Here is a 22,648-nt window from a genome sequence, read left to right on the forward strand (position 1 = left end):
GAGTGGGCGCCAAGCGGGCGCCGTAGGGCGCGGACGACGACAGCCTGATCACAGTCGCACCGCCTTCCCGCCGCGCACGCTCTCGTCGGCGGCAAGGCAGACGGCAAGCGACCGCACCGCGTCGTCCATATGTCTGGTGAGATCGATATCCTCGCGGATCGCCTTGAGGACAAATGCCTGTTCGAGATCGCAGAGATCCTGATGGCCGGGTTCGCCTTCCATCGACAGCATCTCGTCCGCCTTTAGGAACTTGCCGTCCGTGCCGGTCGCGGCGCTGTGCAGGCGGATGGTCGAGGTCTTGGTGTGGGTGTCGATGTCGTCGGACTTAACGCCCTCCTTCATGACGATCGACACACAGCCCTTGGGCGAAATCACGTCCTTCACGAAGAAGGCGGTTTCCGAAATCATCGGGCCCCAGCCGGCCTCGTACCAGCCGACCGAACCGTCATCGAACAGCACCTGCAGATGGCCGTAATTGTACATGGAAGGCGCGACTTCCTCGGTCAGCCGCACGCCCATGCCGCGCACCTCGACCGGCTTCGCGTCGGTGATCTGCAGCATGACGTCGAGATAATGCACGCCGCAATCGACGATCGGCGAGGTCGTCTGCATCAACTGCTTGTGCGTCTCCCAGGTATGGCCCGAGGATTGCTGGTTGAGGTTCATGCGGAACACGTAGGGACCGCCGAGCTCGCGCGCTTCGGCGATCAACCGGATCCAGGACGGGTGGTGGCGCAGGATATAGCCGATCACCAGCTTTCGGCCGTTGGCCTTGGCTGCCGCGACGACGCGCCTGGCATCGGCCACCGTCGTTGCCAGCGGCTTTTCGACGAAGACATGGCAGCCGGCCTCGAACGCTTTCACCGCATAGTCGGCATGGCTGTCGGAATAGGTGGCGACGCAGGCGACGTCGGGCTTTTCGTCGCGCAAGGCGTCATCGAACGAACGCCTGATGCCATAGCCGGACAGCCCCCCAGGCAAAGGCACGTCGGAGCGGTTGACCAGCGCGGCGATCTGAAAACCTGGATTGGTGTGATAGGCCAGCGCATGGCTGCGGCCCATATTGCCTAGGCCGGCGACGACGACGCGAAGGGGTTTTTGCGAACTCACTTGACGGCTCCCGACGTGATGCCGCGGATCAGTTGCCGCGAGAAGATGACGTAGAGGATCAGCACCGGCAGGATCGCCAGCGACAGTGCTGCCAGAATGGCGTTCCAGTTAGTGACGAACTGGCCGAGGAAAAGCTGGGCGCCGAGCGTCACCGTCTTGGTCTCTTCCGACGGCGCCAGGATCAGCGGGAACCACAGATCGTTCCAGATCGGGATCATGGTGAAGACGGCGACGGTTGCCATCGACGGCCGCACCAGCGGCACGACCAGACGGAAGAAGATGGTGTATTCCGACAGCCCATCGATGCGGCCGGCATTCTTCAAATCGTCGGACACCTGTTTCATGAATTCGGACAGGATGAAGACCGCCAGCGGCAGGCCTTGCGCGGTGTAGACCAGGATCAGCGCCGTCAGCGTGTTGACCAGCCCGCTCGCCACCATCAATTGCAGGATGGCGACGGTGGCGAGGCGGATCGGGATCATGATCCCGAGCGCCAAATAAAGCCCCATCATCGTGTTGCCGCGAAAGCGATATTCCGACAGCGCGAACGCAGCCATGGCGCCGAACAGAAGCACGAAGAACAGCGAGCCGACGGTGACGACGAGACTGTTCTGGAAATAGTGGATGAAGTCGCCCTGGCCGATCACCGTGGTGTAGCCGATCAGGTCGAAAGTCTTTGGCGTCGGCGGCGTCAGCGGCGCGCCGAAGATGCCGACGCGGGACTTGAACGAATTCATGATGACCAGGATCACCGGAAACAGCGCGATCGCCGTGTAGGTCAGCAGGATCGCGTGGGCGCCGATGGTGCGGGGCAGTGAACGGGTGGCGATGCTCATCTCCGTCCCCTCAGAACTGGTAGCGACGCAGGCGCATCTGGATGAGGAAGAGGTAGACGCAGACACCGCCCAGGATGATCAGGAACATGATCGTGGCAATGGTCGCGCCCATGTTAGGATCGCCGACCTGCAGCTGGAAGCCGAAGAAGGCGCGATAGAGGAAGGTGCCGAGAATATCGGTCGAATAGTTCGGCCCGGCGAGCGCGCCTTGCGCGGTGTAGATCAGGTCGAAGGCGTTGAAATTGCCGACGAAGGTGAGGATCGAGATGATGCCGATCGACGGCAGGATCAGCGGCAGCTTGATCTTCCAGAACTGCGACAGGCCGGTGATGCCATCGCATTCGGCCGCCTCGATCACCTCTTCGGGGATCGACAGCAGCGCGGCATAGATCAGCATCATCGGAATGCCGATGAACTGCCACACCGAGATCAGGCTGAGCGCGGTCAGCGCGTACTGCTCCTTGCCGAGCCAGGGCGTGAACAGGCTTTTCAGGCCGACGAAGTCGAGCAGATGCGGCGCCACGCCCCATAGCGGCGACAGGATCAGCTTCCAGGCAAAGCCGACGATGACGAAGGACAGGATGGTCGGCACGAAGATCGCGGTGCGGTAGAAGGCGGCGAACCGCAGCCTGGGGCTGGAGAGAATTGCCGCCAACAGCACGCCGACCGGGTTCTGCACCAGCATGTGGATGATGAAGAACCAGACATTGTTGCGCAGCGCATTCCAGAAATTGACCGACCAGTTGGGATCGCCGAACAAGGTGCGGAAATTGTCCAGGCCGACGAAGATCTGGGACTGGTCGACATTGCGGAACAGCGAGAGCTGCAGCGTGCCGGCGAGCGGCAGGATCATGATCGCCGTATAGACGAGCACCGCCGGCGCCAGGAAGACGGCGATATGCCAGCGGAATGGTCTTTTGGGTCGTGTTTGTGCGGCCATGAGTTCGGTCCCCGCCGTCTCTCGGTTCCAGACGATGTGATGCTAGATGATGCCTCGATGCATGGCCCAAACCTTGCCCGGCGCGGCAAGACAAAGGCCTGCGACTGATCAGCCAGCCTTCCCCAACAATAGCAAGGGTAAGGCCGTGAGGCAGAGCCGACAATCGCGATATGAAAACAGGATAATCCGGAACCGGCCGGGCATGCGCCCAGCCGGCTCCGTTGCCTGAGCTCTTACTTGGCCGGCTTATACCAGCTGTCGAGACCGGTCTGCAGCTTCTTGGCCGCGGCTTCGGGCGTATCGGTGCCGTTGATGACGTTGGCCGATTCAACCCAGGTCTCGTTTTCGAGGTTCGGCGTGCCGCGCGACAGGATCTGGTAGGTCGAGCGGATCGTCGACTTGCACTTGCCGCGCCAGGAGACGAATTCCTGCGCCAGCGGGTCTTCCATCTTCACCGGCGAGGAGTTCAGGCTGAAGAAGCCCGGCAGCGCGTTGGCGTAGATGGTGGCGAAATCAGGCGAGGCCACCCAGGACAGGAAGGTCTTGGCCGCGTCCGCGTGCTGGGAGGCTGCGTTCAGGCCCATGCCGATATCGGTATGGTCGGAGATGTAGCAGGTGTCGCCGGCCTTCTCGACCGGCGGCGGGAAGGCGCCCATCTTGAACTGTGCCTGGGTGTTGAACAGGCCGATTTCCCACGAGCCGGCCGGGTAAATGGCGGCGCGGCCGAGCGTGAACAGGTTCTGGCTGTCCGGATAGGTCTGGGCCTCGAAGCCGTCGCCCAGGTAAGGCTTCCACTTGGCCAGTTCCTCATACGGCGCGACCCAGTCCTTGTCGGTCAGCTTCTGATCGCCCTTGATCAGCGCCTTGCGGCCGTCCTCGCCCTTCCAGTAGTTGGGGCCGATGTTCTGGTAGCCCATGGTCGCGGCTTCCCAGAGGTCCTTGGTGCCCATCGCCATCGGGATATAGGTGCCGTCGGCCTTGATCTTGTCGAGCGCGGCGAAGAATTCGTCTCGGGTCTGAGGCACCTTGATGCCAAGCTTGTCGAAGGCGTCCTTGTTGTAGATGAAGCCATGGATGACGGATGCCATCGGCACGCAGAAGCTCGCCTTGCCGTCATCGGTCTGCCAGGCGGACTTTGCGACCGGCGAGAAGTTTTCCATGCCGGGCAGCGCCGACAGGTCGGCAAGGTTGCCCTTCTTGAACAGTTCGAGCGACTTGTCGAACGGGCGGCAGGTGATCAGGTCGCCCGCCGAACCGGCGGCGAGCTTGGCGCCAAGGGCGGCGTCATATTCGGTCGGGGCCGAGGGGGCGAACACCACCTTGATGCCGGGGTTCTTGGCTTCGAAGGCCGGGATCAGCTTGTCCTTCCAGATGGCAAGGTCGTCGCCGCGCCAGCTTTCGATGTTGAGCGTTACGTCCTCGGCGTGAGCCAATCCGGCCGAGCCGAGAATGCTGGTGCCCAGAAGCAGTGCCGTCAGTAGTTTCGTTGTCATGCTCAGTCTCCCTGTTGACCTTTTTCAGGTTCGGTTTTGATGAGAACCTGGGCTTTGGAGCCCTTGTTCCCCTCGCAAGCCCGTTTCACCCCGATGGGAATCGGGAATGAAACTGGCCTATTTCTTTGTTCGAGCATGATCTTTTCCGAAAAGCGGTTTTCACTTCTCGGGATCATGCCCCAGCACGGAAAGGGCTGGCCGCAGCTTCTGGCCTGTCCGTTCCAGTATCTTGCGCGCCGCATCGGCGCTGTCGGCGCCGGCGGCGAGCAGAATGGCTGTCTTGACCGCGCCGCCGCTCTTTTCGAGCAGGCTGGCGGCCTCTTCCTGGCCGCGGCCGCTGACGGCGGCGACGATGCGCGCCGCCCGGTCGCGCAGCTTCATGTTATCGGCCATGAGGTTGACCATGTAGCCGTCATGGACATGGCCAAGATGAACGGCGGTCAGCGTCGACAGCATGTTGAGCGCGATCTTCTGCGCCGTTCCGGCGCCCATGCGGGTCGAGCCGGCGATGACTTCCGGGGGTGTCTCGAGCAGGATGGCGGTGTCGGCCTGCTGGAGCAGAGCCGAACCCCTGTTGTTGGCGATGCCGATGGTGGCGGCTCCCCGGCGCCGCGCCTCCTCGATGGCGCCCACCGCATAGGGCGTCGTGCCGCTGGCGGAGAGGGCGATCAGGCAATCGCCCACGCCGACACCCGCATTGGCAACCGCCGTCGTGGCCTCCTCGGTGTCGTCCTCGGGTCCGCCGGCCAGTGTCCTCAAGGCGTCGTCGCCGCCGGCGATCAGGATGGCGATGCGGTCGCGCTGGATGCCGAACGTGCCCGGCAATTCCAGCGCATCGGCCAGCGCCATCAGGCCGGAGCTGCCGGCCGCGGCATAGGCAAGCCTGCCGCCGCCGCTCAGGCGGCCGGCAATGATCTCGGCTGCCCTGGCGATGGAGGGAATGGCATTGCGGACCGCTTTGGCGGCCTCGACCTGCGCATCGGCCAGCGAAGCAAGGATGACTTCGGGAGCCTGGATATCCAGCCCCTCGGCATTCCCATGCAGCGCTTCGGTGCGCGTTTCGGCCATCCCAGTTCCTCCTATCCACAAAACAATACCAAAAAAATACCACTTGTCCACATGCATTAACGAATTCGCGGTCAGGAAATCGCTAAGCCGACGAATTGCGGAAGCTTTTCAATAAAATACGGCTTAATCTTTTTGAAACGGAAATTAACTCTTGGCTATTGGTATTTTATTGGTATTATCCTGCCGGAGGAGAAAATCGCGTGAAATTCGTGCTCGGTATCGATGGCGGCGGCACCAGCTGCAGGGCCGCACTGGCAACGGCGGACGGCGCTGTTGTCGGCCGCGCCAAAAGCGGCGCCGCCAACATCCGCACCGACCTCACCGGCGCCCGCTCGAACATCGTCGATGCGGCGCGGCAGGCTTTCATCGCCGCCGGGCAAGATCCGGACCTGATCCCGCAAACACCCGCCATCCTCGGCCTTGCCGGCGCCAATGTCGGCACTTACCGGCAGCAGCTCGAGGCGATCCTGCCGTTCAGCACCAGCCGCGTGGAGACCGATGCGGAGATCGCGCTCGAAGGCGCGGTCGGTTCCGGTGACGGCGCGATGGCGATCCTGGGCACCGGCACCGCCTATATGGCGCGCAGGGATGGTAAATCGCGCGCCATCGGCGGCTGGGGATTCCAGGTCGGCGACCAGGGCAGCGGCGCCCGCATCGGCCGCGACCTGCTGGAGCAGACCCTGCTCGCGCACGATGGCGTGCGCCAGGCCTCGCCGCTGACCGACAGCATGATGGCCGTTTTCCGCAACAATCCCGAGGACGTCGTCGAGTTCACCACCAACGCCAAGCCCGGCGATTTCGGCGGCTTCGCGCCGAAAGTGTTCGAGCACGCGCAAAAAGGCGACATTGTCGCCAACTGGATCCTCGACAAGGCGGTCGCCGATGTCGAGGCCTCGCTCGGCGCGCTCGACCTCGCCGCCGGAGCACCGCTCTGCCTGCTCGGCGGGCTGGCGCCGCTCTATGCGCCGCGCCTGTCGGCGCGCTACCGCGCCCTGCTGAAGGAACCGCTCGACGATGCGCTAGGCGGTGCCGTGCAGATGGCGGCACGCCTTTTCGCTGGGCGCGCGGAGGCTGCGCGATGAGCGATGCCGCCGACCAGATCTTCGCCACGCTCAAACAATCCTCGCAAAGCGGCGCGCCGCTTTACCTGCAGCTCAGGAAAAGCATCGAGGACGCCGTCAATCGCGGCCTGATCGGCCCGGGCGACGCGCTGCCTTCCGAGCGCGACATCGCCACCAAGGCCGACATTTCGCGCGTCACCGTGCGCAAGGCGGTGCAAGACCTGGTCAAGGGCGGCATATTGGTGCAGCGCCATGGCTCGGGCACCTTCGTAGCGCCGCGCATGGAGCGCGTGGAGCAGTCGCTGTCGCGGCTGACTTCCTTCACCGAAGACATGGCGCGGCGCGGCATGGCGGTGCGCTCGGCCTGGCTCGACCGCGGCCTCTACGCGCCCTCGCCCGACGAGATGATGGTACTTGGCCTGTCGTCGAGCGAACTGGTGGCGCGTGTGGCGCGCCTGCGCATCGCCAACGACACGCCGCTGGCGATCGAACGCGCTTCGCTGTCGGCCAGCGTGCTGCCGGACCCGGCTGGAATTGGCTCCTCGCTCTACGCGGCGCTGGAATTGACCGGCAACAGGCCGGTGCGCGCGGTGCAGCGCATCTCCGCCGCCAATCTCGGCGAGGGCGATGCGCGCCTGCTCGAAGTGCCGCCCGGCATTGCCGGCCTGCACATCGAGCGTATTTCCTACCTGGCGAGCGGCAAGGTGATCGAGTTCACCCGCTCCATCTACCGGGGCGACGCCTATGATTTCGTCGCCGAACTGCGGCTGACAGGGCCGAGCGAAGAGGGCCGATCATGATTGCCAACACCACGCATATGCAGCGCGAGATCGAGGAGATCCCGCAAGCCGTCGCCCGCCTGCTCGACGGCTCCGGTGCCGTGCTGGCCGAAGCAGGGCGCGGCATTAAGGAGCGCGACCCGCATTTCGTCGTCACCGTGGCGCGAGGCTCGTCCGATCATGCCGCCACCTTCATGAAATATGCCGTCGAATTGACCGCGGGCCTTGCCGTCGCCTCGGTCGGACCGTCGATCGCCTCGATCTATGGCCGCAAGCTCCGGCTTGACGGCTCGGCCTGCCTGGCGATCTCGCAGTCGGGCAAGAGCCCCGACATTGTCGCGATGGCCGAAACCGCACGAGCCGGCGGCGCGCTGACCATTGCCGTCACCAACACCGCCGATTCGCCGCTCGCGCGCGCCTCGGACTATGCGATAGACATACTCGCCGGGCCGGAGCGCAGCGTCGCGGCAACCAAGACCTTCATCAATTCCGCCGTTGCCGGTCTTGCCCTGATGGCGCATTCGACCGGCGACGACGCGCTTCTCGCGGCCCTGGCCCGCCTGCCCGAGCATTTCGGCAAGGCGATCGCCTGCGACTGGATGAGCGTGCTGGCCGAGACGATCGAGAAGCAGAAGTCGCTGTTCATTCTCGGCCGCGGTCCGTCGGCGGCGATGGCAAACGAGGCGGCGCTGAAGTTCAAGGAGACTTGCGGCATTCATGCCGAGGCTTATAGCGCGGCCGAAGTCATGCATGGCCCGCTGGCGCTGATCGGCCCCGACTTTCCGGTGCTGGCGCTGGCCGCTCGCGACGCGTCCGAGCCCTCGGTCGCCGACGCCGCCGACAGCCTGGCGGCCAAGGGCGCGCCGGTTTTCGTCACCTCGGCGCTCGCCAATCGCGCCACGCGCCTGCCGCATGTCGCCACCGGTCACCCGCTGACCGATCCGCTGACGCTGATCGTCTCCTTCTACATGTTCGTCGAGGCCTTTGCCCGCCATCGCGGCCTCGATCCGGACGCGCCGCGCAACCTTCGCAAGGTGACGGAGACCGTATGAGCGACCGTTTTGCCCTGACCGGCGCCCGCATCTTCGACGGCGACGACTGGCACGAAGGCGCGGCCCTTGTCGTGCGCGACGGCCTCGTCGAAGCCATGCTGCCGCAAGGCGCGCTGCCCGGGGATATCCGTGCCGTCGACACCGGCGGCGGCATGCTGGTGCCGGGCTTCGTCGACGTCCAGGTCAATGGCGGCGGCGGTGTGATGCTCAACGATCATCCCGATGTCGCCTCGATCGAGACCATCTGCCGCGCGCACGCGCCGTTCGGCACGACGGCGCTGCTGCCGACGCTGATCACCGACACGCCCGCAATCACGGCCGCCGCGATTGCCGCCGGCGAAGCGGCAGCGCTGCAAAAAGTGCCGGGTTTCCTCGGCCTGCATCTGGAAGGTCCGCATCTGTCGATTGCCCGCAAGGGTGCGCATGATCCGGCGCTGATCCGGCCGATGACGGACGCCGACCAGGCCATGCTGATCGCGGCGCGCCAGAAGCTGCCGGTGCTGCTCACCACGATCGCGCCGGAATCCGTCGATCCTGCCCGCGTCAAGGCCTTGGCCAAGGCCGGGATCATCGTCAGCCTCGGCCATTCCGACACTGGCCATGCCACGGCTAAAGCCTTTGCCGAGGCCGGCGCCAGCGTCGTCACGCACCTGTTCAACGCGATGAGCCAGATCGGCAACCGCGAGCCCGGGCTGGCGGGCGCCGCCATCGACATCGGCGCCTTGTCGGCGGGGCTGATCGCCGACGGCATCCATGTCCACCCCGCCACGATCCGGATCGCGCTCGACGCCAAGCAGGGACCGGGCAGGATCGTGCTGGTCACCGACGCGATGGCGACGATCGGCACCGAGATGAGTTCGTTCACGCTCAACGGCCGCACCATCTACCGCAGGGATGGCAGCCTCAGGCTTGCCGACGGGACGCTGGCCGGTGCCGACCTCGACATGATCTCGGCCATCCGGTTCATGCACCGCACTGTCGGGCTCGAGCTGTCCGAAGTCTTGCGCATGGCCTCGCTCTACCCGGCCCAGGCGATCGGCCAGTCGCACCGGCTTGGCCGCTTCGCCAATGGCACGGCGGCGGACATCGTTGCGCTGTCGGACAATCTTGACATAGGAAGCGTCTGGATCGGCGGCGACAAGGTGTTCGAGGCTGCCGCTCCGCGCTGAGAGCGAGGCCATGCAGACAATCGATTGTGTCGTCGCCGGAGCAGGCGTCGTCGGGCTTGCCGTCGCCAGGGCACTTGCCTTGTCGGGCCGCGAGGTGGTGGTGATCGAAAAGGCCGACGCGATCGGCACCGTCACCAGCTCGCGCAATTCCGAAGTCATCCATGCCGGGCTCTATTATGCGCCCGGCAGCCTGAAGGCCCGGCTGTGCGTCGAAGGGCGCCGGCAGCTCTATGCATACTGCGCCGAACACACTGTCGGCCATCGCCGCGCCGGCAAGCTGATCGTCGCCAGCGAACCCGGCCAGACGCACGGGCTGCGGGCGATCGAGGTCAATGCGAAACGCTGCGGGGTCGACAATCTCCAGCTTTTGACACGCGCCGAGGCCGAAAGCCTGGAGCCGGCGCTGAGATGCGCCGGCGCGCTGCTGTCGCCATCGACGGGCATTGTCGACAGCCACGCGCTGATGCTGTCGCTGCGCGGTGACGCTGAAGCCGCAGGCGCGTCCTTCGCTTTCCTCACCTGCGTTGCCGGGGCGGCGATCGAAGCCGATGGGATCCGGATCGACACGCGTGACGCCAATGGCGAGACCTTCGCCGTGGAGGCAGGCGCTTTCGTCAATACAGCCGGCCTCGATGCGCAGGCGGTGGCCAGTCGGATCGAGGGTTTCCCAAGGGATCTCATCCCCCGGCAGTGGCTGGCGCGTGGCAATTATTTCGCGCTTCCCGGGCGGTCGCCGTTTTCGCGGCTGATCTATCCGGTTCCGGTCGAAGGGGGCCTCGGCGTCCACCTGACGCTCGACCTCGCCGGCAATGCGCGCTTTGGCCCCGATGTCGAATGGATCGACAGCGTGGATTACACTGTCGATCCCAGCCGAAGCGCCGTCTTCTACGAGGCGATCCGCCGCTATTGGCCCGATCTCGCGGATGGCGCCCTGCAGCCGGCCTATGCCGGCATCCGGCCGAAGCTCTCGGGCCCCGGACAGCCAGCGGCGGACTTCGTGATTCAGGGACCGGCCGATCACGGCGTGGGCCGGATCGTCAATCTGTTCGGCATCGAGAGCCCCGGTCTGACGGCGAGCCTGGCGATCGCCGACCATGTCGCCGAACTGTTGTACCCGACCTGAGCCAGCGTTCGCGCGCCGGAGCGCGACATCTGCTTAGCCGGCTTTATTTGAGACGTAGAGATCCTTGTAGCTGTCGCGCAAAAGGTTCTTCTGCACCTTGCCCATCGTGTTGCGCGGCAGGTCGTCGACGAAGATCACCCGTTTGGGATGCTTGTACTTCGCCATGCGGCCGGTGATGGCGTCGAGAATCTCGGCCGCGCTGATCCGCGACGCGGGCGAGCGTACGACGACCGCGGTGACGCCTTCGCCGAAGTCCGGATGGGCAAGGCCGATGACGGCGCTTTCCAGGACGCCGTCGAGCGCGTCGATCTCGCTTTCGAGCTCCTTCGGATAGACGTTGTAGCCGCCTGAGATGATCAGGTCCTTGCCGCGACCGACAATGTGGACATAGCCGTCGGCGTCGATCATGCCGAGGTCGCCGGTGATGAAGAAGCCGTCGGCGCGGAATTCCGCCTTGGTTTTTTCCGGCATGCGCCAGTAGCCGCCGAACACGTTCGGACCCTTGACCTCGATCATGCCGACCTCGCCCTGGGCGAGCGGCTTGCCGGAATCGGGATCGGCGATGCGCAGCGACACGCCGGGCAAGGGAAAGCCGACCGTGCCGGCGCGCCGCTCGCCCTCATAGGGGTTGGAGGTGTTCATGTTGGTCTCGGTCATGCCATAGCGCTCGAGGATGGCGTGACCGGTGCGCTCGCGCCAGGCGTTGTGCGTTTCGGCCAGCAGCGGCGCCGAACCAGACACGAACAGCCGGATGTTTTTCGCCTCGCGATCCAGCCCGTCCTGCTGCAGCAGCCTGGTATAGAAGGTCGGCACGCCCATCAGCGCGGTGGCGCGCGGCAGCAGCGAGACGATGCGGCTCGCGTCGAATTTCTGCTCGAACAGCATCGAGGCGCCGGCCATCAGGGTGACGTTGGTGGCGACGAACAGGCCGTGGGTGTGGAAAATCGGCAGCGCGTGGATCAGCACGTCATCCCTGGTGAAACGCCATTGCTCGACCAGCACCCGCGCGTTCGAGGCGAGATTCTCATGGCTGAGCATGGCGCCTTTCGAACGGCCGGTCGTTCCCGACGTGTAGAGGATCGCCGCAAGGTCGTCCGCGCCGCGCTCCACATCGTGGAACTCGGAAGACTGACGCGATGCCTGGTCCGCGAGGGATCCCTGGCCACCGCGGTCGAGCGTGACCACGACGGCACCGAACGGCTCGACCATCCCACGGATGTCCGCCGACCGTGCCGGATCGCAGACGATCACCCGAGGTGCGGCATCCCCAAAGAAATAGCCGAGCTCGGCCAGCGTATAGGCGGTGTTGAGCGGCAGGAAGACGGCGCCGGCGCGCAAGCAGGCGAGATAGAGCAAAACCATCTCCGGGCTCTTCTCGACCTGCACGGCAACCCGGTCGCCGGGCGCGACATCCATTTGCAGGAGCGCATGCGCAAGCTGCGCCGACCGTGCCAGCATGTCGCCATAGGTGAGCGAGCGTCCATCATCGGTTTCCATCAACAGGCGCCCAGGCGCCGGCATCCGGGACCGGAACGCATCGAACAGATGATTGCTCATGAAATCTTCCCAGGTGACGCCGGCCGCGATCTTGGGCGGCACGCGACGAAGAGTTCGCGTTTCCCAGCCCTGCCGTCAAGGCCGCAGCCGGCTGCCCGGCGTCCACTGAAAAGATTCGAGGGATGGGACGGCAGAGAGCGCCGACCAAACAGCCGTCAACGCTGGGCGCGCTTACCCGGACCGGCGGGTGCCTCGCCTTGCCTGAAGCGTTCCATGCACATGGCGGCGGTCAGCTGGTAGTGATCGATCAGGGCCTGGACGGCACCATCCGCATTGCCGTCCAGCGCATTTTCAGCAATCAGCCGGTGTTCGGCGAAATCGTCGCGCTGGATGCTCTCCCCGTCATTGGCCATTTGCCTGTAGCGGTAGGCGTGATCGGAAAGCTGGTCGCAGAAACCAACCAGCCAGTGCGACCGGCACGCCGAGATCAGCACCCGATGGAAAGTGCGATGCACTTTCTCCCACTCCGGATTGAGCGACGAGCTACTTTGCGGTGAAAGCCGTGAGGCCCGCCCCAGGCGATGCAGCGCCAGCACCAATTGTTCTTCCCATTCGGCGGTGCGGTGGGCAATGGATTCGCGCAGCGCCCGCTCCTCGAGCCAGCAGCGCGTGCGCGTCAGTTCCTCGAGTTCCGTCGCGCTGACCGGCATGATGAAAAAGCCACGCTGGTCATGGCGGCCAAGGAGACCTTCGGAGGCAAGGCGATTGAGGGCTTCACGAACCGGAGAGGCACCGGCGCCATACTTGGAAACGACCCACTCGACGCGCAGCTTGCTTTCGGTTTCAAGAGCGCCGCTGAGAAGATCATCACGCAATTGGTGATAGACCGTGCTGGCAAGCGTGCTCTTGGCTCCTGTGCCGTCGTCGTTCAGATTGGCAGCTCCGTATGTCAAAAGCGACTCCTTGTCCCCTTACTGTCGTCTTGGGCAATTCGAGTCCGAGATTCTCTCTCCGTACGCGTACCATATAGCGTGACGCTTCCGGCACTCAAGCAGAAGATCGCGCTATTGTACTTTAGGACAATGGAATATACCCAATCCGCGGGGCCGATCGCGAGAATTCGAATATTTCTACAACCAGCAGAAGTTTAACGTGTTTTGTATGCACGCAGGATCATCTGTTTCTTGTGCTCCCATGCGAGCATCTTTTCTGTCGCGCGCAAAGACAGCGGACGACTGCCCGAATCAGATCGTCGCGCAACCTGATTCGGATGTACAACGACGCCGATCCGTAGCAATTGGTGCCGGAATGACCGCGCTGTGTCAGCCGGCGGCCTTGTCGGCCGCCGCCCTGATCGCTTCGATATTGGCGCGGTAGGCCTCGACACTGCCACCCCTGAAGATGGCAGCACCGGCCACCAGCACGTCGGCGCCGGCAGCGGTGACCAAGGGGGCGGTTTCCGGCGAGACGCCTCCGTCGATCTCGATGCGGATCGGCCGGTCACCGATCAGCGCCTTGATCCTTCTCACCTTGTCGACCATCGCCGGGATGAAGGCTTGCCCGCCGAAACCCGGATTGACGGTCATGATCAGGATCAGGTCGAGCCGGTCGAGCACATATTCGATCGCCGTTTCCGGCGTCGCCGGATTGAGCGACACGCCCGCCTTCTTGCCGAGGTTCCTGATTGTCTGCAACGAGCGGTCGAGATGCGGCCCGGCCTCGGCATGCACCGTCATGCCGTCGCAGCCGGCTTCGGCAAAGGCGGCGAGGTAGGGATCGGCTGGCGCGATCATCAGGTGGCAGTCGAAAAAGGCCTTGGTGCGATTGCGGATCGCCTTGATGACAGGCGGGCCGAAGGTGATGTTTGGCACGAAATGCCCATCCATCACGTCGAGATGGATCCAGTCAGCACCGGCCGCCGCCACCGCCTCGACCTCGTCACCGAGCTTCGAGAAATCCGATGCCAGCACCGACGGTGCGATCAAGGTTTTTTTGCTCATCTCGCGGCCTTTCCGGGCGCCCTTTTGATACGATCGCTGCGTACCGACTGCCTAAAGCGCTCCCGCGGACTTGTCGAGGGCGCCAGTACAGCGGTTCCACAGGCAGGGGTAACGTCGCGGCGTTCCCTATCCTGTCGCCGCCAACCTCCGCCTGCCTGGGATCATGAAGAAAGACCCGCCGGATTGCTCCAGCGGGTCTTCGTTTGGCGTCGCGCGGGTGCCTATTGCTGCTGAAGCTTCAGCACCCTGTTTGGCACCGGGTCCTGCTGCTGGTCGATCGGCTGCCTGCGCCGCGGCAGCAATTGCAGCAACTGGCCCGGATCGATTTCCAGCGATGGCTGCCCGCGCAACGGCCGGCAGTTCGGATACCGCCCGACCATGCCTTCCGGACAGTGTCGCCTGAAGATCGGCTGGCACTGGCCGTTGACCATCTGCGAGCCCGGCGCGCATTCGCTCTCTTGCCTGGGCTTGCGGCATGCGCCGTCGACCACCTCGGTCCCACGCGGGCAGACGCATTCGCCGCGCTTGTTGTGGACCTGGCCGCGTATGTCGCACTGCTCCAACTGCGGCTGCTTGCGCCGGCAGGCATTGCCTTGCACCTCGGTACCCCTCGGACAAACGCAATTACCGTCGGAGTCATGGACCTGGCCACGGATGGTGCACTGCTCGGGCTTCGGCCGGACCGGACGGCAGGCGCCATTGCGCATCTCGGTGCCTTGCGGGCAGACGCAATCGCCATCGGCATTGCGGACCTGGCCAGAAATGCGGCACTGCTGCGGCTTTGGCCGGATCTGGCGGCAGGCCCGGTCTCGCACCTCGGTGCCTTGCGGGCAGACACAGTCCCCGTCCGCATTGTGGATCTGACCACGGATGGTGCACTGCTCGGGCTTGTCGGTCCCGACGCATTTTCCGTTCTCCAGCTCCGTGCCGCGCGGGCAGACGCAACGTCCGTCCTCGGTGCGGATCTGGCCTTCGAGCAGCACGCAGCGCGGCGGAGGTGGCAGCGGCAGAAGGTTGGTGCATTGCCCGTTGCGGAAGGTGGTGCCTTCCGGGCAGACGCATCTGCCGGCGTCGTTCATGACGAAGCCCGGCGAGCACTGGTTCTTCACCTCATGCGTGATGATGAAGGGATGGCACGCATAGGCCTTGCCGCGATCGCCCTGCACGTTGGTCGCGTCGTTGGACAGCACGTCGCCGCCGCCCTGCACCCGTGTGTCGGGAGAGAGCACGCCAACGCAGTTCCGGCCGTTGACGTTGCCCTGCAGGTTGGCAAGACGCCCATCGTCGGGGATGACCACTGTCACACGGTGCGAGCGGCTTTCGCCGGCGCCGAGCGTCAGGTTGGCGATGCAGGAGGCCGGCAAGGTCGTCGGTTCCGGCGAACAGCCGAAGGGCGGCTCGATCGAAGTGATCGCGACGCCTTCCAGCCGGCCAAGCCCATCGACGCCGATCGCGTCGCCGATGCGGACCGGGCCCGAGAAGGGGCTCGTTCCGTCATTGGTGATGGTAATGTCGAACGAGCAGGGCTGGCCCAGTCTGCATTCGCGGTCGCCGGTCTTCTCGACACGGATGGTCGAGGAGCCGCCGCCCTTGGCGCAGGCCTGGCCGATCGGATAGACGACGTCGTCGCCCTGCGCCGGCCCATAGGAGCCCCGCGCGCAGTTCTCGAATTCGCCATTGGCCGAAACCGTCACGTCGAAGTGCCTGGAGGTTCCGGGCGTCATGACGGCGCCCGGTATCTGGCACGACAACGCATTGGCCGGAACCGGTCCGCATGCCCATTCCGCGCCGTCAGGGGTTACGGTCTGGATCTGGACAGGCGCTCCGCCCGACACCAGCGTGGCGGCATCGTTAACCCGCACCGGACCGATGGGGGCAGCCGTGCCGACATTGGCGACGGTGATGCGGCAGGACACCAGCGCCGCGCCGGCCAGCGAACCGTTGCACACCTTGGTGATGCGCAAGGCCGGCTGGCCGCTGTTGGGACGGCGGATGCGTTCCTTGGCGCAGGCCTTGTTGTTGGTGAGATCGACCTCACCGGGGATGGCCTTCACCTCGGCGCAGTTCTCGACCGTGTCGGACCGGTAGCCGGCCGGCATGACCGCCTTGACGAAGATCGGTGTCGAGGCGCCCGCGGGCAGCGAGATGCCGGCATTGTCGCAGCGGAACTGGCCGGGGCCGTTGGGGCCGCATGTCCAGGGCGGGCTCGGCCCGAAGGTCGAGGATGCTGGCGCGCCGCCGGGGTAGTTGTCGATCACCGTCAGCGGCCCATTGTAGGTCGATGTGCCGTTGTTGATGATGTCGATGATGAAGGTGCAGACGCCATCGGCGGTGCAGACTTCGGTGCGGGCACGCTTCTTGAGGATCAGGTCGACCTTCTTCTCGACCGGCGGCTGGCAATCCGGATTGCGGTCGCCGCGGCGGCAGATCGGGATCGACGCGCAGCCCCGGTCATTGGCCTGGCTGCCGAACAGCGGCTTGCCGCTGGCGCCGTAATTGTAGGTGGCGCAGTTGCGCAGCACGCTGCCTTGCCAGCCTCCGTCTGGCTTGAAGCCGAGCTTGAGGTCGACAAAGGCTCCCGGAGCGAGCGTGGCCACCGGGTAAGTGCACGTCATCGGGGTGGTTCCCGGCGCGCAGACCCAGGGCGGATTAGGCCCCGAACTCAGCGTCGAGCCGGCCGGCAGCGTCACCTCGTCGAGCACGATCTTACCGTTGTAAGGCGCTGTGCCGACATTGGTGACCCGGATGGTGAAGTCGCAACCGCCGCCCATCGTGCAGCGTGTGACGTCGGCATGCTTTTCGACCTTGAGGTCCGGTTCCTTATCCCTGGGTGGGCACCTCTGGTCACGCGGGATGACGATGTCGATGGTTTGCGTGCAGCACAGGCCCCAGCCCTCCTTCGGTCCCGCATAGGTCTCGATGCCGGTGACGATGAGGTGGATGACATCGCCGGGAGACGCGCCGACGATCTTCCAGTTGAGCACCCCGCCGCCCGCCGGCACCTTCTGGGTGTCGGGGATGATGCTGATGCCTGGTGAGGTCGTCGACACCTGCACCCATTTGCCGCTCATCTCGGGGCCGACAGGCATGTGGTAGATGAAGGCGCCACCGCCGGGCACGCAGTCGACCGTGCCGCGTTCGACCTTGAAACACTCATGGTCGGTTGGAGGTGGAGGTTGCTTGTCGCATTTGGTGAGGTCGATCCGGATCGAGGTCTTTTCCCCGGTCGCGATGTTGCCGTCGTCCGGCTTGCCCGGATCCTGCGACGGGATGATGGTGCCAGTGCCGGTGCCGCCGGTAACCTTGATCATGCCCTGGTTTTCGACGTTGACCGGCGCTGGAAACGCGGCGTGGTCGATCTTGGCGGTGATGCGGAAGGTGATGACGCGTTCGTTCAGTGCGCCCGAGCCATCGAGATCGCTGGCGGAAATCCGGAAATCGGAAACCGTTGCCGTGTCGTTGGGGCCGGCCGAATTGCTGATGACAGCACCCGGCAAGGCCCCACCCGATGCATCGGTGCCGTCGCCGGAGACCGTCACATTGACGATCGAAAGACCGTGCGGAAGCTGGTCCTTGAAGTCGAGCTTGGCTTTCTTCAGCGCCGCCTCGAGGGCAGGATTGGCAAAGCCTTGCGGATTGCCGCGCAGTCCGAAGGTCAAGGTATAGAAGACATAGTCGCAACTGCGCTGGCCACCGGTCTTGGTGAAGAACGGCACGACACGTCCGGGTTCCGGGTTGATGATGCGCGGATTGTCGAGCTGCAGCGGCTGCACATCCTGGCTGGTGACAGCCTGGACGGTCTGGGCGGCGGATGCCGGCAGTGCGGGCGCAAGGGCGACCGCGATCCCGGCCGCCATCAGCCAGCGCGCGCCGCGCCTGGCGAGTGACAGGGGTTTCATGATCGTCTCCATGACGGTTTTTGGGGATTTGGCCGCGAGCGGGGATGGGGCAAGACTGTTCATCTTTGCCTCCTCAACGTTCGCAGCTGACGGCTGGGGTCCGGAGCGGCAAGGTCATCTTGCAGCAAGGGTAGTAGCCACCCTTGTCCTTGTCGGACTTCCTGTAGAAGCAAAGCCCAACATCCACTCTGTCGCCCGGATAGTGGCCGGTGATGTCGATCGTGTAAGGCTTGCCCGGTGCATGCGACATAGGTGAGGTCACCGCGACGCCTGGCGTCCTGGATTGGGCCTTGATCGAATCGCCGCCGAAGCCGGCATGGTCATGGAGATAGAGATCGGCCTCGAGACCGCGCGGCGTGCAGTAATACTGCACGTCCTCGACATCGAGACACGGAGGCAGATTGCCCGGCGGTGGAAAATCCGGCGGGTAAAAGGGGGGCTCATAGCCGCCCGGTATGTCCTCATAATAGCCGGCCCGGCCCTCGCAGGGATGCCAGACGGCGACGTCGCCGACATGACCTTCCACTTCGGGATCCTCGAAATAGCCGTCGAAATCGACGAACCAGGAGCCGAAGGGCGGCACGTTGGCCGGCTTGACCAGCTCCTTGGGCGTGATCTGCACGCCGTGCACGGCAAGCGGCCCGCCCGCGGCGAGCTTTTCGGCGAACTCGGGGTTGTCGCGCAATTTGTCGCCTGTGCTGACCAAGGTCTGGGTGCAGACCGAGGTGTCGAGATTGCCGTCGGCATCGTAGCCATATTGCAGATCGAGGCCGCCGGCCGACTGCCTGTTGCCTTGCGGGAAGCCGACCGCATATTCCTGCGGCGCTTCCACCCAGACCGATTCCGTCGAGGGATCGTCGGGATTTTCCCTGAAGTAGCGGATGACCTCGCCTTTGCCGGAATCGGCGAAGCGGCTGTAATCATAGCGGTTTTCGATCGGGCCGCGCTGGGCGAGATACATGAAGCCGCTGTTGTCGAAGGCGATGTCGGTGACGGCGTAGTCCTTGTCGGCCTTCACAGTCAGTTCCCAGCGGGGATCGCCGGCGAAGGTGCCGTCGCGGGCAATGCCCACCGACCAGATTTCCGACTTTTCGCCAACCGAATAATAGAGCCGGCCACCATGATAGGAGACGGCCCAGACGCGGCGCTCGTCCTGGGTGTAGCCCCAGCTGTCGGGGTCCTCGGTATCGAAGGCCGCGCCCTGTACGTCCATCACCGCGCCATCGTCGGCGACCGGGGCCAGCCCATGCGCCGGCCGGCCGGCGCCGCCATGGTCGAACGTGTCGACCAGTCTGCCGTCGGCGTCGATGCGATGGATCAGGCCGGTGTCGAGATCGGAGGCAAAGAACTGGCGGTGGGCGAGATCGAAGGTGATATTGCCGATGCCAGGTCCGCTGTTGGTGTCGATGTCGGCGAATTTGGCGACCTGGCCGGTGATGCCGTCGATCTTCCAGATGGTGCCCGGTCCGCCGCCGTTTTCGGTGCCGAACTGGCCCTCCATGAAGGTGGCGCCCGCCGTGCCGCGGCGCTGCCGCTCCGGCCTGCCGTCCTTGTCTGCGTCCGGCGTGACGATCTCAATGCCATGCAGCGAGGTGGCGGCGGCATAGAGGTTGGGAACGCCAGAGGGCACACCGTCGCGCACGCCGTCATCATAGGTGAGGCCGAACACCTCGCCGATCTGGCCTGCTGTCACCTCGAAAGGCGGCGGCGTGAAGACGAGCTGGCCCGAAGCCGGACCACCCAGGTGTGAAACGTCGAAGACGCGCAAGGTGGCGCGCGAGGTGTCGATGAAGGTCTCGTCGACCGGATCGACGCCGGGCGGCAACCCCTCGTCGACATTGGGGATGATGGTGCCGGGAAAGCCGGTGACCGCCATCGAGCCTGGATAGATGATCTGGGCTTCCTGCGCTTGGGCGGTGGCGCCCAGCCACAGGCTGGCGGCAAGCGCCAGAGCCAGCAGGCCGCCGGCCTGCAAGGCACCGCGCAAGCGGTTGTCGAACTCAAGAAAAGGCACGAACGCGCCGCGGATGCGAGACATGACACTACCCCCGTAGTCCAGGGGAGAGACGTCCGGACTTGCCGCGCAAATCAGGGCAAGGCGCGGTGGTCCGGCTCGTTCTTCCCTGATCGAATTGTCTGCTTTCCTCATAGTGACGATACGCCTGCTCCTGCGCAGGGTCAACGGAATCAGCGGGAAGCCCAGCGCATCGACCCCGTCCCGAAGGCGGTGGTCGCGCCGAGCTCCTGTTGGTCCCGGAGACCATGGAGTCTCTGGGTTGCTGGTCATGGGGGGCTTCCTTTCCGGGGCCGCACCATGCGGCACCTGGACATCAGTCGCGGGCCGGCGCGGAAAGGTTCATGGAAGCGTTGCGCAGAATGCTTGCGCGCGATGCCGCCTGTTCTTATATACGCGCCAAGCCGTGCGGCGCCGGAGAACCGGTGGGTGGACGGTATTTCTTGTGAACAGGGGCTTTCGTCGGAACGCCTTACCGGGTCCTGAGAGCCTGCTTAGCGGAGAGACTAGAAAAATGGCAAAAGTAATCGGTATCGATCTCGGCACCACCAACTCGTGCATCGCCATCATGGATGGCAAGGAGCCGAAGGTAATCGAGAATGCGGAAGGCGCGCGCACGACGCCTTCCATCGTCGCCATCTCGGGCGACGGCGAACGTCTCGTTGGCCAGCCGGCCAAGCGCCAGGCGGTCACCAATCCTGAAAACACCATCTTCGCGGTCAAGCGCCTGATCGGCCGCCGCTATGACGATCCGGTGACGGAGAAGGACAAGAAGCTTGTCCCCTACAAGATCGTCAAGGGCGACAATGGCGATGCCTGGGTCGAGGCCGGCGGCAAGAAGCAGTCGCCCTCGCAGATCTCGGCCATGATCCTGCAGAAGATGAAGGAAACGGCGGAAGCCTATCTCGGCGAGAAGGTCGAGAAGGCGGTCATCACCGTTCCGGCCTATTTCAACGACGCCCAGCGCCAGGCCACCAAGGACGCCGGCAAGATCGCCGGCCTGGAAGTGCTGCGCATCATCAACGAGCCGACAGCGGCAGCGCTCGCCTATGGCCTCGACAAGAAGGAAGGCAAGACCATTGCCGTCTACGACCTTGGCGGCGGCACCTTCGACATTTCGGTGCTCGAAATCGGCGACGGCGTGTTCGAGGTGAAGTCGACCAATGGCGACACGTTCCTCGGCGGCGAGGACTTCGACATGCGCCTGGTCGAATATCTGGCGGCCGAGTTCAAGAAGGAACAGGGCATCGACCTGAAGAACGACAAGCTCGCCCTGCAGCGCCTCAAGGAGGCGGCTGAAAAGGCCAAGATCGAGCTGTCGTCGACGACGCAGACCGAAATCAACCTGCCCTTCATCACCGCCGACGCGACCGGACCGAAGCACCTGACGCTGAAGCTGACGCGCGCCAAGTTCGAAAGCCTGGTCGAAGACCTCGTCCAGCGCACCATCGAGCCCTGCAAGGCGGCGCTCAAGGATGCCGGCCTGAAGGCTGGCGAGATCGACGAAGTGGTCCTGGTCGGCGGCATGACCCGCATGCCCAAGATCCAGGAGATCGTGAAGCAGTTCTTCGGCAAGGAGCCGCACAAGGGCGTCAACCCGGATGAGGTCGTCGCACTCGGTGCCGCCATCCAGGCCGGCGTGCTGCAGGGCGACGTCAAGGACGTGCTGTTGCTCGACGTGACGCCGCTGTCGCTCGGCATCGAGACGCTGGGCGGCGTTTTCACCCGGCTGATCGAGCGCAACACGACGATTCCGACCAAGAAGAGCCAGGTGTTCTCGACGGCCGAAGACAGCCAGTCCGCCGTGACCATCCGCGTCTTCCAGGGCGAGCGCGAAATGGCCGCCGACAACAAGGCGCTCGGCCAGTTCGACCTGGTCGGCATTCCGCCGGCGCCGCGCGGCGTGCCGCAGATCGAGGTCACGTTCGATATCGACGCCAACGGCATCGTCAACGTCTCGGCCAAGGATAAAGGCACCGGCAAGGAGCACCAGATCCGCATCCAGGCTTCGGGCGGACTTTCCGACGCCGACATCGAGAAGATGGTCAAGGATGCCGAGGCCAATGCCGATACCGACAAGAAGCGTCGCGCCGTGGTCGAGGCCCGCAATCAGGCCGAAGCCCTGGTGCATTCGTCGGAGAAGTCGCTGAAGGAATATGGCGACAAGGTCTCGGAGACCGAGCGCACGGCGATTTCGGACGCGATCGCGGCGCTGAAGGCCGCTGCCGAGGGCGACGATCCGGCCGACATCGAGGCCAAGAGCCAGGTGCTTGCCGAAGCTTCCATGAAGCTTGGCCAGGCCATGTACGAGGCCTCGCAGAAGGAAGCGGCGGAAGCCGACGCCAAGGCGGATGCCGCCAAGGACTCTGACGTGGTCGACGCCGATTTCGAAGAAATCGACGAAGACGACGACAAGAAGAAGTCGGCCTGAGCGGCTTGACGGCAAGATAATGCGAAAAGCCCGGCGCAAGGCCGGGCTTTTTTGCAACCCTCGCTGAAAAAGTGCGAGCACCGCCGAAAAAATCACTGAAAACCACGGACAAGTTCGCGCCGGCCCTAGCATACGGGCAGCACCGCTCCTAAATCGAAACAACGTGCCGGCAACCG

The 22,648-nt window shown here is 64.5% G+C and carries 16 protein-coding genes; 6 read left to right on the forward strand and 10 right to left on the reverse strand.

Annotation, left to right across the window (positions count from 1 at the left end):
- Positions 1–48 precede the first annotated feature (48 nt).
- The 5 genes from FJW04_RS01500 to FJW04_RS01520 form a co-directional block, all read right to left on the reverse strand.
- The gene (locus FJW04_RS01500; protein WP_140711923.1) at positions 49–1,110 is read right to left on the reverse strand and encodes a Gfo/Idh/MocA family oxidoreductase; all 1,062 of its coding nucleotides are present in this window, start codon (positions 1,108–1,110) and stop codon (positions 49–51) included.
- Positions 1,107–1,946, reverse strand: a complete 840-nt coding sequence (locus tag FJW04_RS01505; protein WP_140711925.1) for a carbohydrate ABC transporter permease — start codon at positions 1,944–1,946, stop codon at positions 1,107–1,109. The genes FJW04_RS01500 and FJW04_RS01505 overlap by 4 nt, the downstream gene beginning before the upstream one ends.
- Before the next feature lie 10 nt (positions 1,947–1,956).
- The gene (locus FJW04_RS01510) at positions 1,957–2,886 is read right to left on the reverse strand and encodes a sugar ABC transporter permease (protein WP_140711927.1); all 930 of its coding nucleotides are present in this window, start codon (positions 2,884–2,886) and stop codon (positions 1,957–1,959) included.
- A 233-nt stretch (positions 2,887–3,119) separates the two neighbouring features.
- Positions 3,120–4,379 (reverse strand): ABC transporter substrate-binding protein, encoded by a 1,260-nt coding sequence (locus tag FJW04_RS01515; RefSeq protein WP_140711929.1) that lies wholly within the window; start codon positions 4,377–4,379, stop codon positions 3,120–3,122.
- 159 nt (positions 4,380–4,538) lie between these two features.
- On the reverse strand, positions 4,539–5,447 hold the full coding sequence (locus FJW04_RS01520; protein ID WP_140711931.1) for an N-acetylmuramic acid 6-phosphate etherase: 909 nt from the start codon (positions 5,445–5,447) through the stop codon (positions 4,539–4,541).
- A gap of 200 nt (positions 5,448–5,647) precedes the next feature.
- Here FJW04_RS01520 and FJW04_RS01525 point away from each other — a divergent pair, with 200 nt between their 5' ends.
- From FJW04_RS01525 to FJW04_RS01545, 5 genes are read left to right on the forward strand one after another with little or no spacing between them, the layout of a single operon-like run.
- On the forward strand, positions 5,648–6,529 hold the full coding sequence (locus FJW04_RS01525; RefSeq protein ID WP_140711933.1) for an N-acetylglucosamine kinase: 882 nt from the start codon (positions 5,648–5,650) through the stop codon (positions 6,527–6,529).
- Entirely contained in the window at positions 6,526–7,308 is a 783-nt protein-coding gene (locus FJW04_RS01530; RefSeq protein ID WP_140619779.1) for a GntR family transcriptional regulator, read from the forward strand. The genes FJW04_RS01525 and FJW04_RS01530 overlap by 4 nt, the downstream gene beginning before the upstream one ends.
- On the forward strand, positions 7,305–8,339 hold the full coding sequence (locus FJW04_RS01535) for an SIS domain-containing protein (RefSeq protein ID WP_140711935.1): 1,035 nt from the start codon (positions 7,305–7,307) through the stop codon (positions 8,337–8,339). Before FJW04_RS01530 ends, FJW04_RS01535 begins: the two co-directional genes overlap by 4 nt.
- Positions 8,336–9,508, forward strand: a complete 1,173-nt coding sequence (gene nagA, locus FJW04_RS01540) for an N-acetylglucosamine-6-phosphate deacetylase (protein WP_140711937.1) — start codon at positions 8,336–8,338, stop codon at positions 9,506–9,508. The genes FJW04_RS01535 and nagA overlap by 4 nt, the downstream gene beginning before the upstream one ends.
- A gap of 10 nt (positions 9,509–9,518) precedes the next feature.
- Entirely contained in the window at positions 9,519–10,631 is a 1,113-nt protein-coding gene (locus tag FJW04_RS01545; protein ID WP_140660279.1) for an NAD(P)/FAD-dependent oxidoreductase, read from the forward strand.
- A gap of 33 nt (positions 10,632–10,664) precedes the next feature.
- On the opposite strand, the gene FJW04_RS01550 is transcribed toward FJW04_RS01545, so the two are convergent.
- The 5 genes from FJW04_RS01550 to FJW04_RS01570 form a co-directional block, all read right to left on the reverse strand.
- Positions 10,665–12,188, reverse strand: coding sequence for a malonyl-CoA synthase (locus tag FJW04_RS01550; protein WP_140711939.1), 1,524 nt, complete (start codon positions 12,186–12,188; stop codon positions 10,665–10,667).
- A 155-nt stretch (positions 12,189–12,343) separates the two neighbouring features.
- Positions 12,344–13,081, reverse strand: a complete 738-nt coding sequence (locus tag FJW04_RS01555) for a GntR family transcriptional regulator (protein WP_015314660.1) — start codon at positions 13,079–13,081, stop codon at positions 12,344–12,346.
- Between the two features lie 369 nt (positions 13,082–13,450).
- Entirely contained in the window at positions 13,451–14,128 is a 678-nt protein-coding gene (rpe, locus tag FJW04_RS01560) for a ribulose-phosphate 3-epimerase (protein ID WP_015314661.1), read from the reverse strand.
- Between the two features lie 221 nt (positions 14,129–14,349).
- Entirely contained in the window at positions 14,350–18,090 is a 3,741-nt protein-coding gene (locus FJW04_RS01565) for a hypothetical protein (protein WP_140711941.1), read from the reverse strand.
- A gap of 10 nt (positions 18,091–18,100) precedes the next feature.
- Positions 18,101–20,314, reverse strand: coding sequence for a hypothetical protein (locus tag FJW04_RS01570; RefSeq protein ID WP_181172847.1), 2,214 nt, complete (start codon positions 20,312–20,314; stop codon positions 18,101–18,103).
- A 241-nt stretch (positions 20,315–20,555) separates the two neighbouring features.
- Here FJW04_RS01570 and dnaK point away from each other — a divergent pair, with 241 nt between their 5' ends.
- Positions 20,556–22,472: a molecular chaperone DnaK gene (dnaK, locus tag FJW04_RS01575; protein WP_140619792.1), complete on the forward strand. Its 1,917-nt coding sequence runs from the start codon at positions 20,556–20,558 to the stop codon at positions 22,470–22,472.
- The last annotated feature ends 176 nt before the right edge of the window (positions 22,473–22,648 follow it).

The sequence above is a fragment of the Mesorhizobium sp. B2-7-3 genome (genome assembly GCF_006440715.1).
Taxonomy (GTDB): domain Bacteria; phylum Pseudomonadota; class Alphaproteobacteria; order Rhizobiales; family Rhizobiaceae; genus Mesorhizobium; species Mesorhizobium australicum.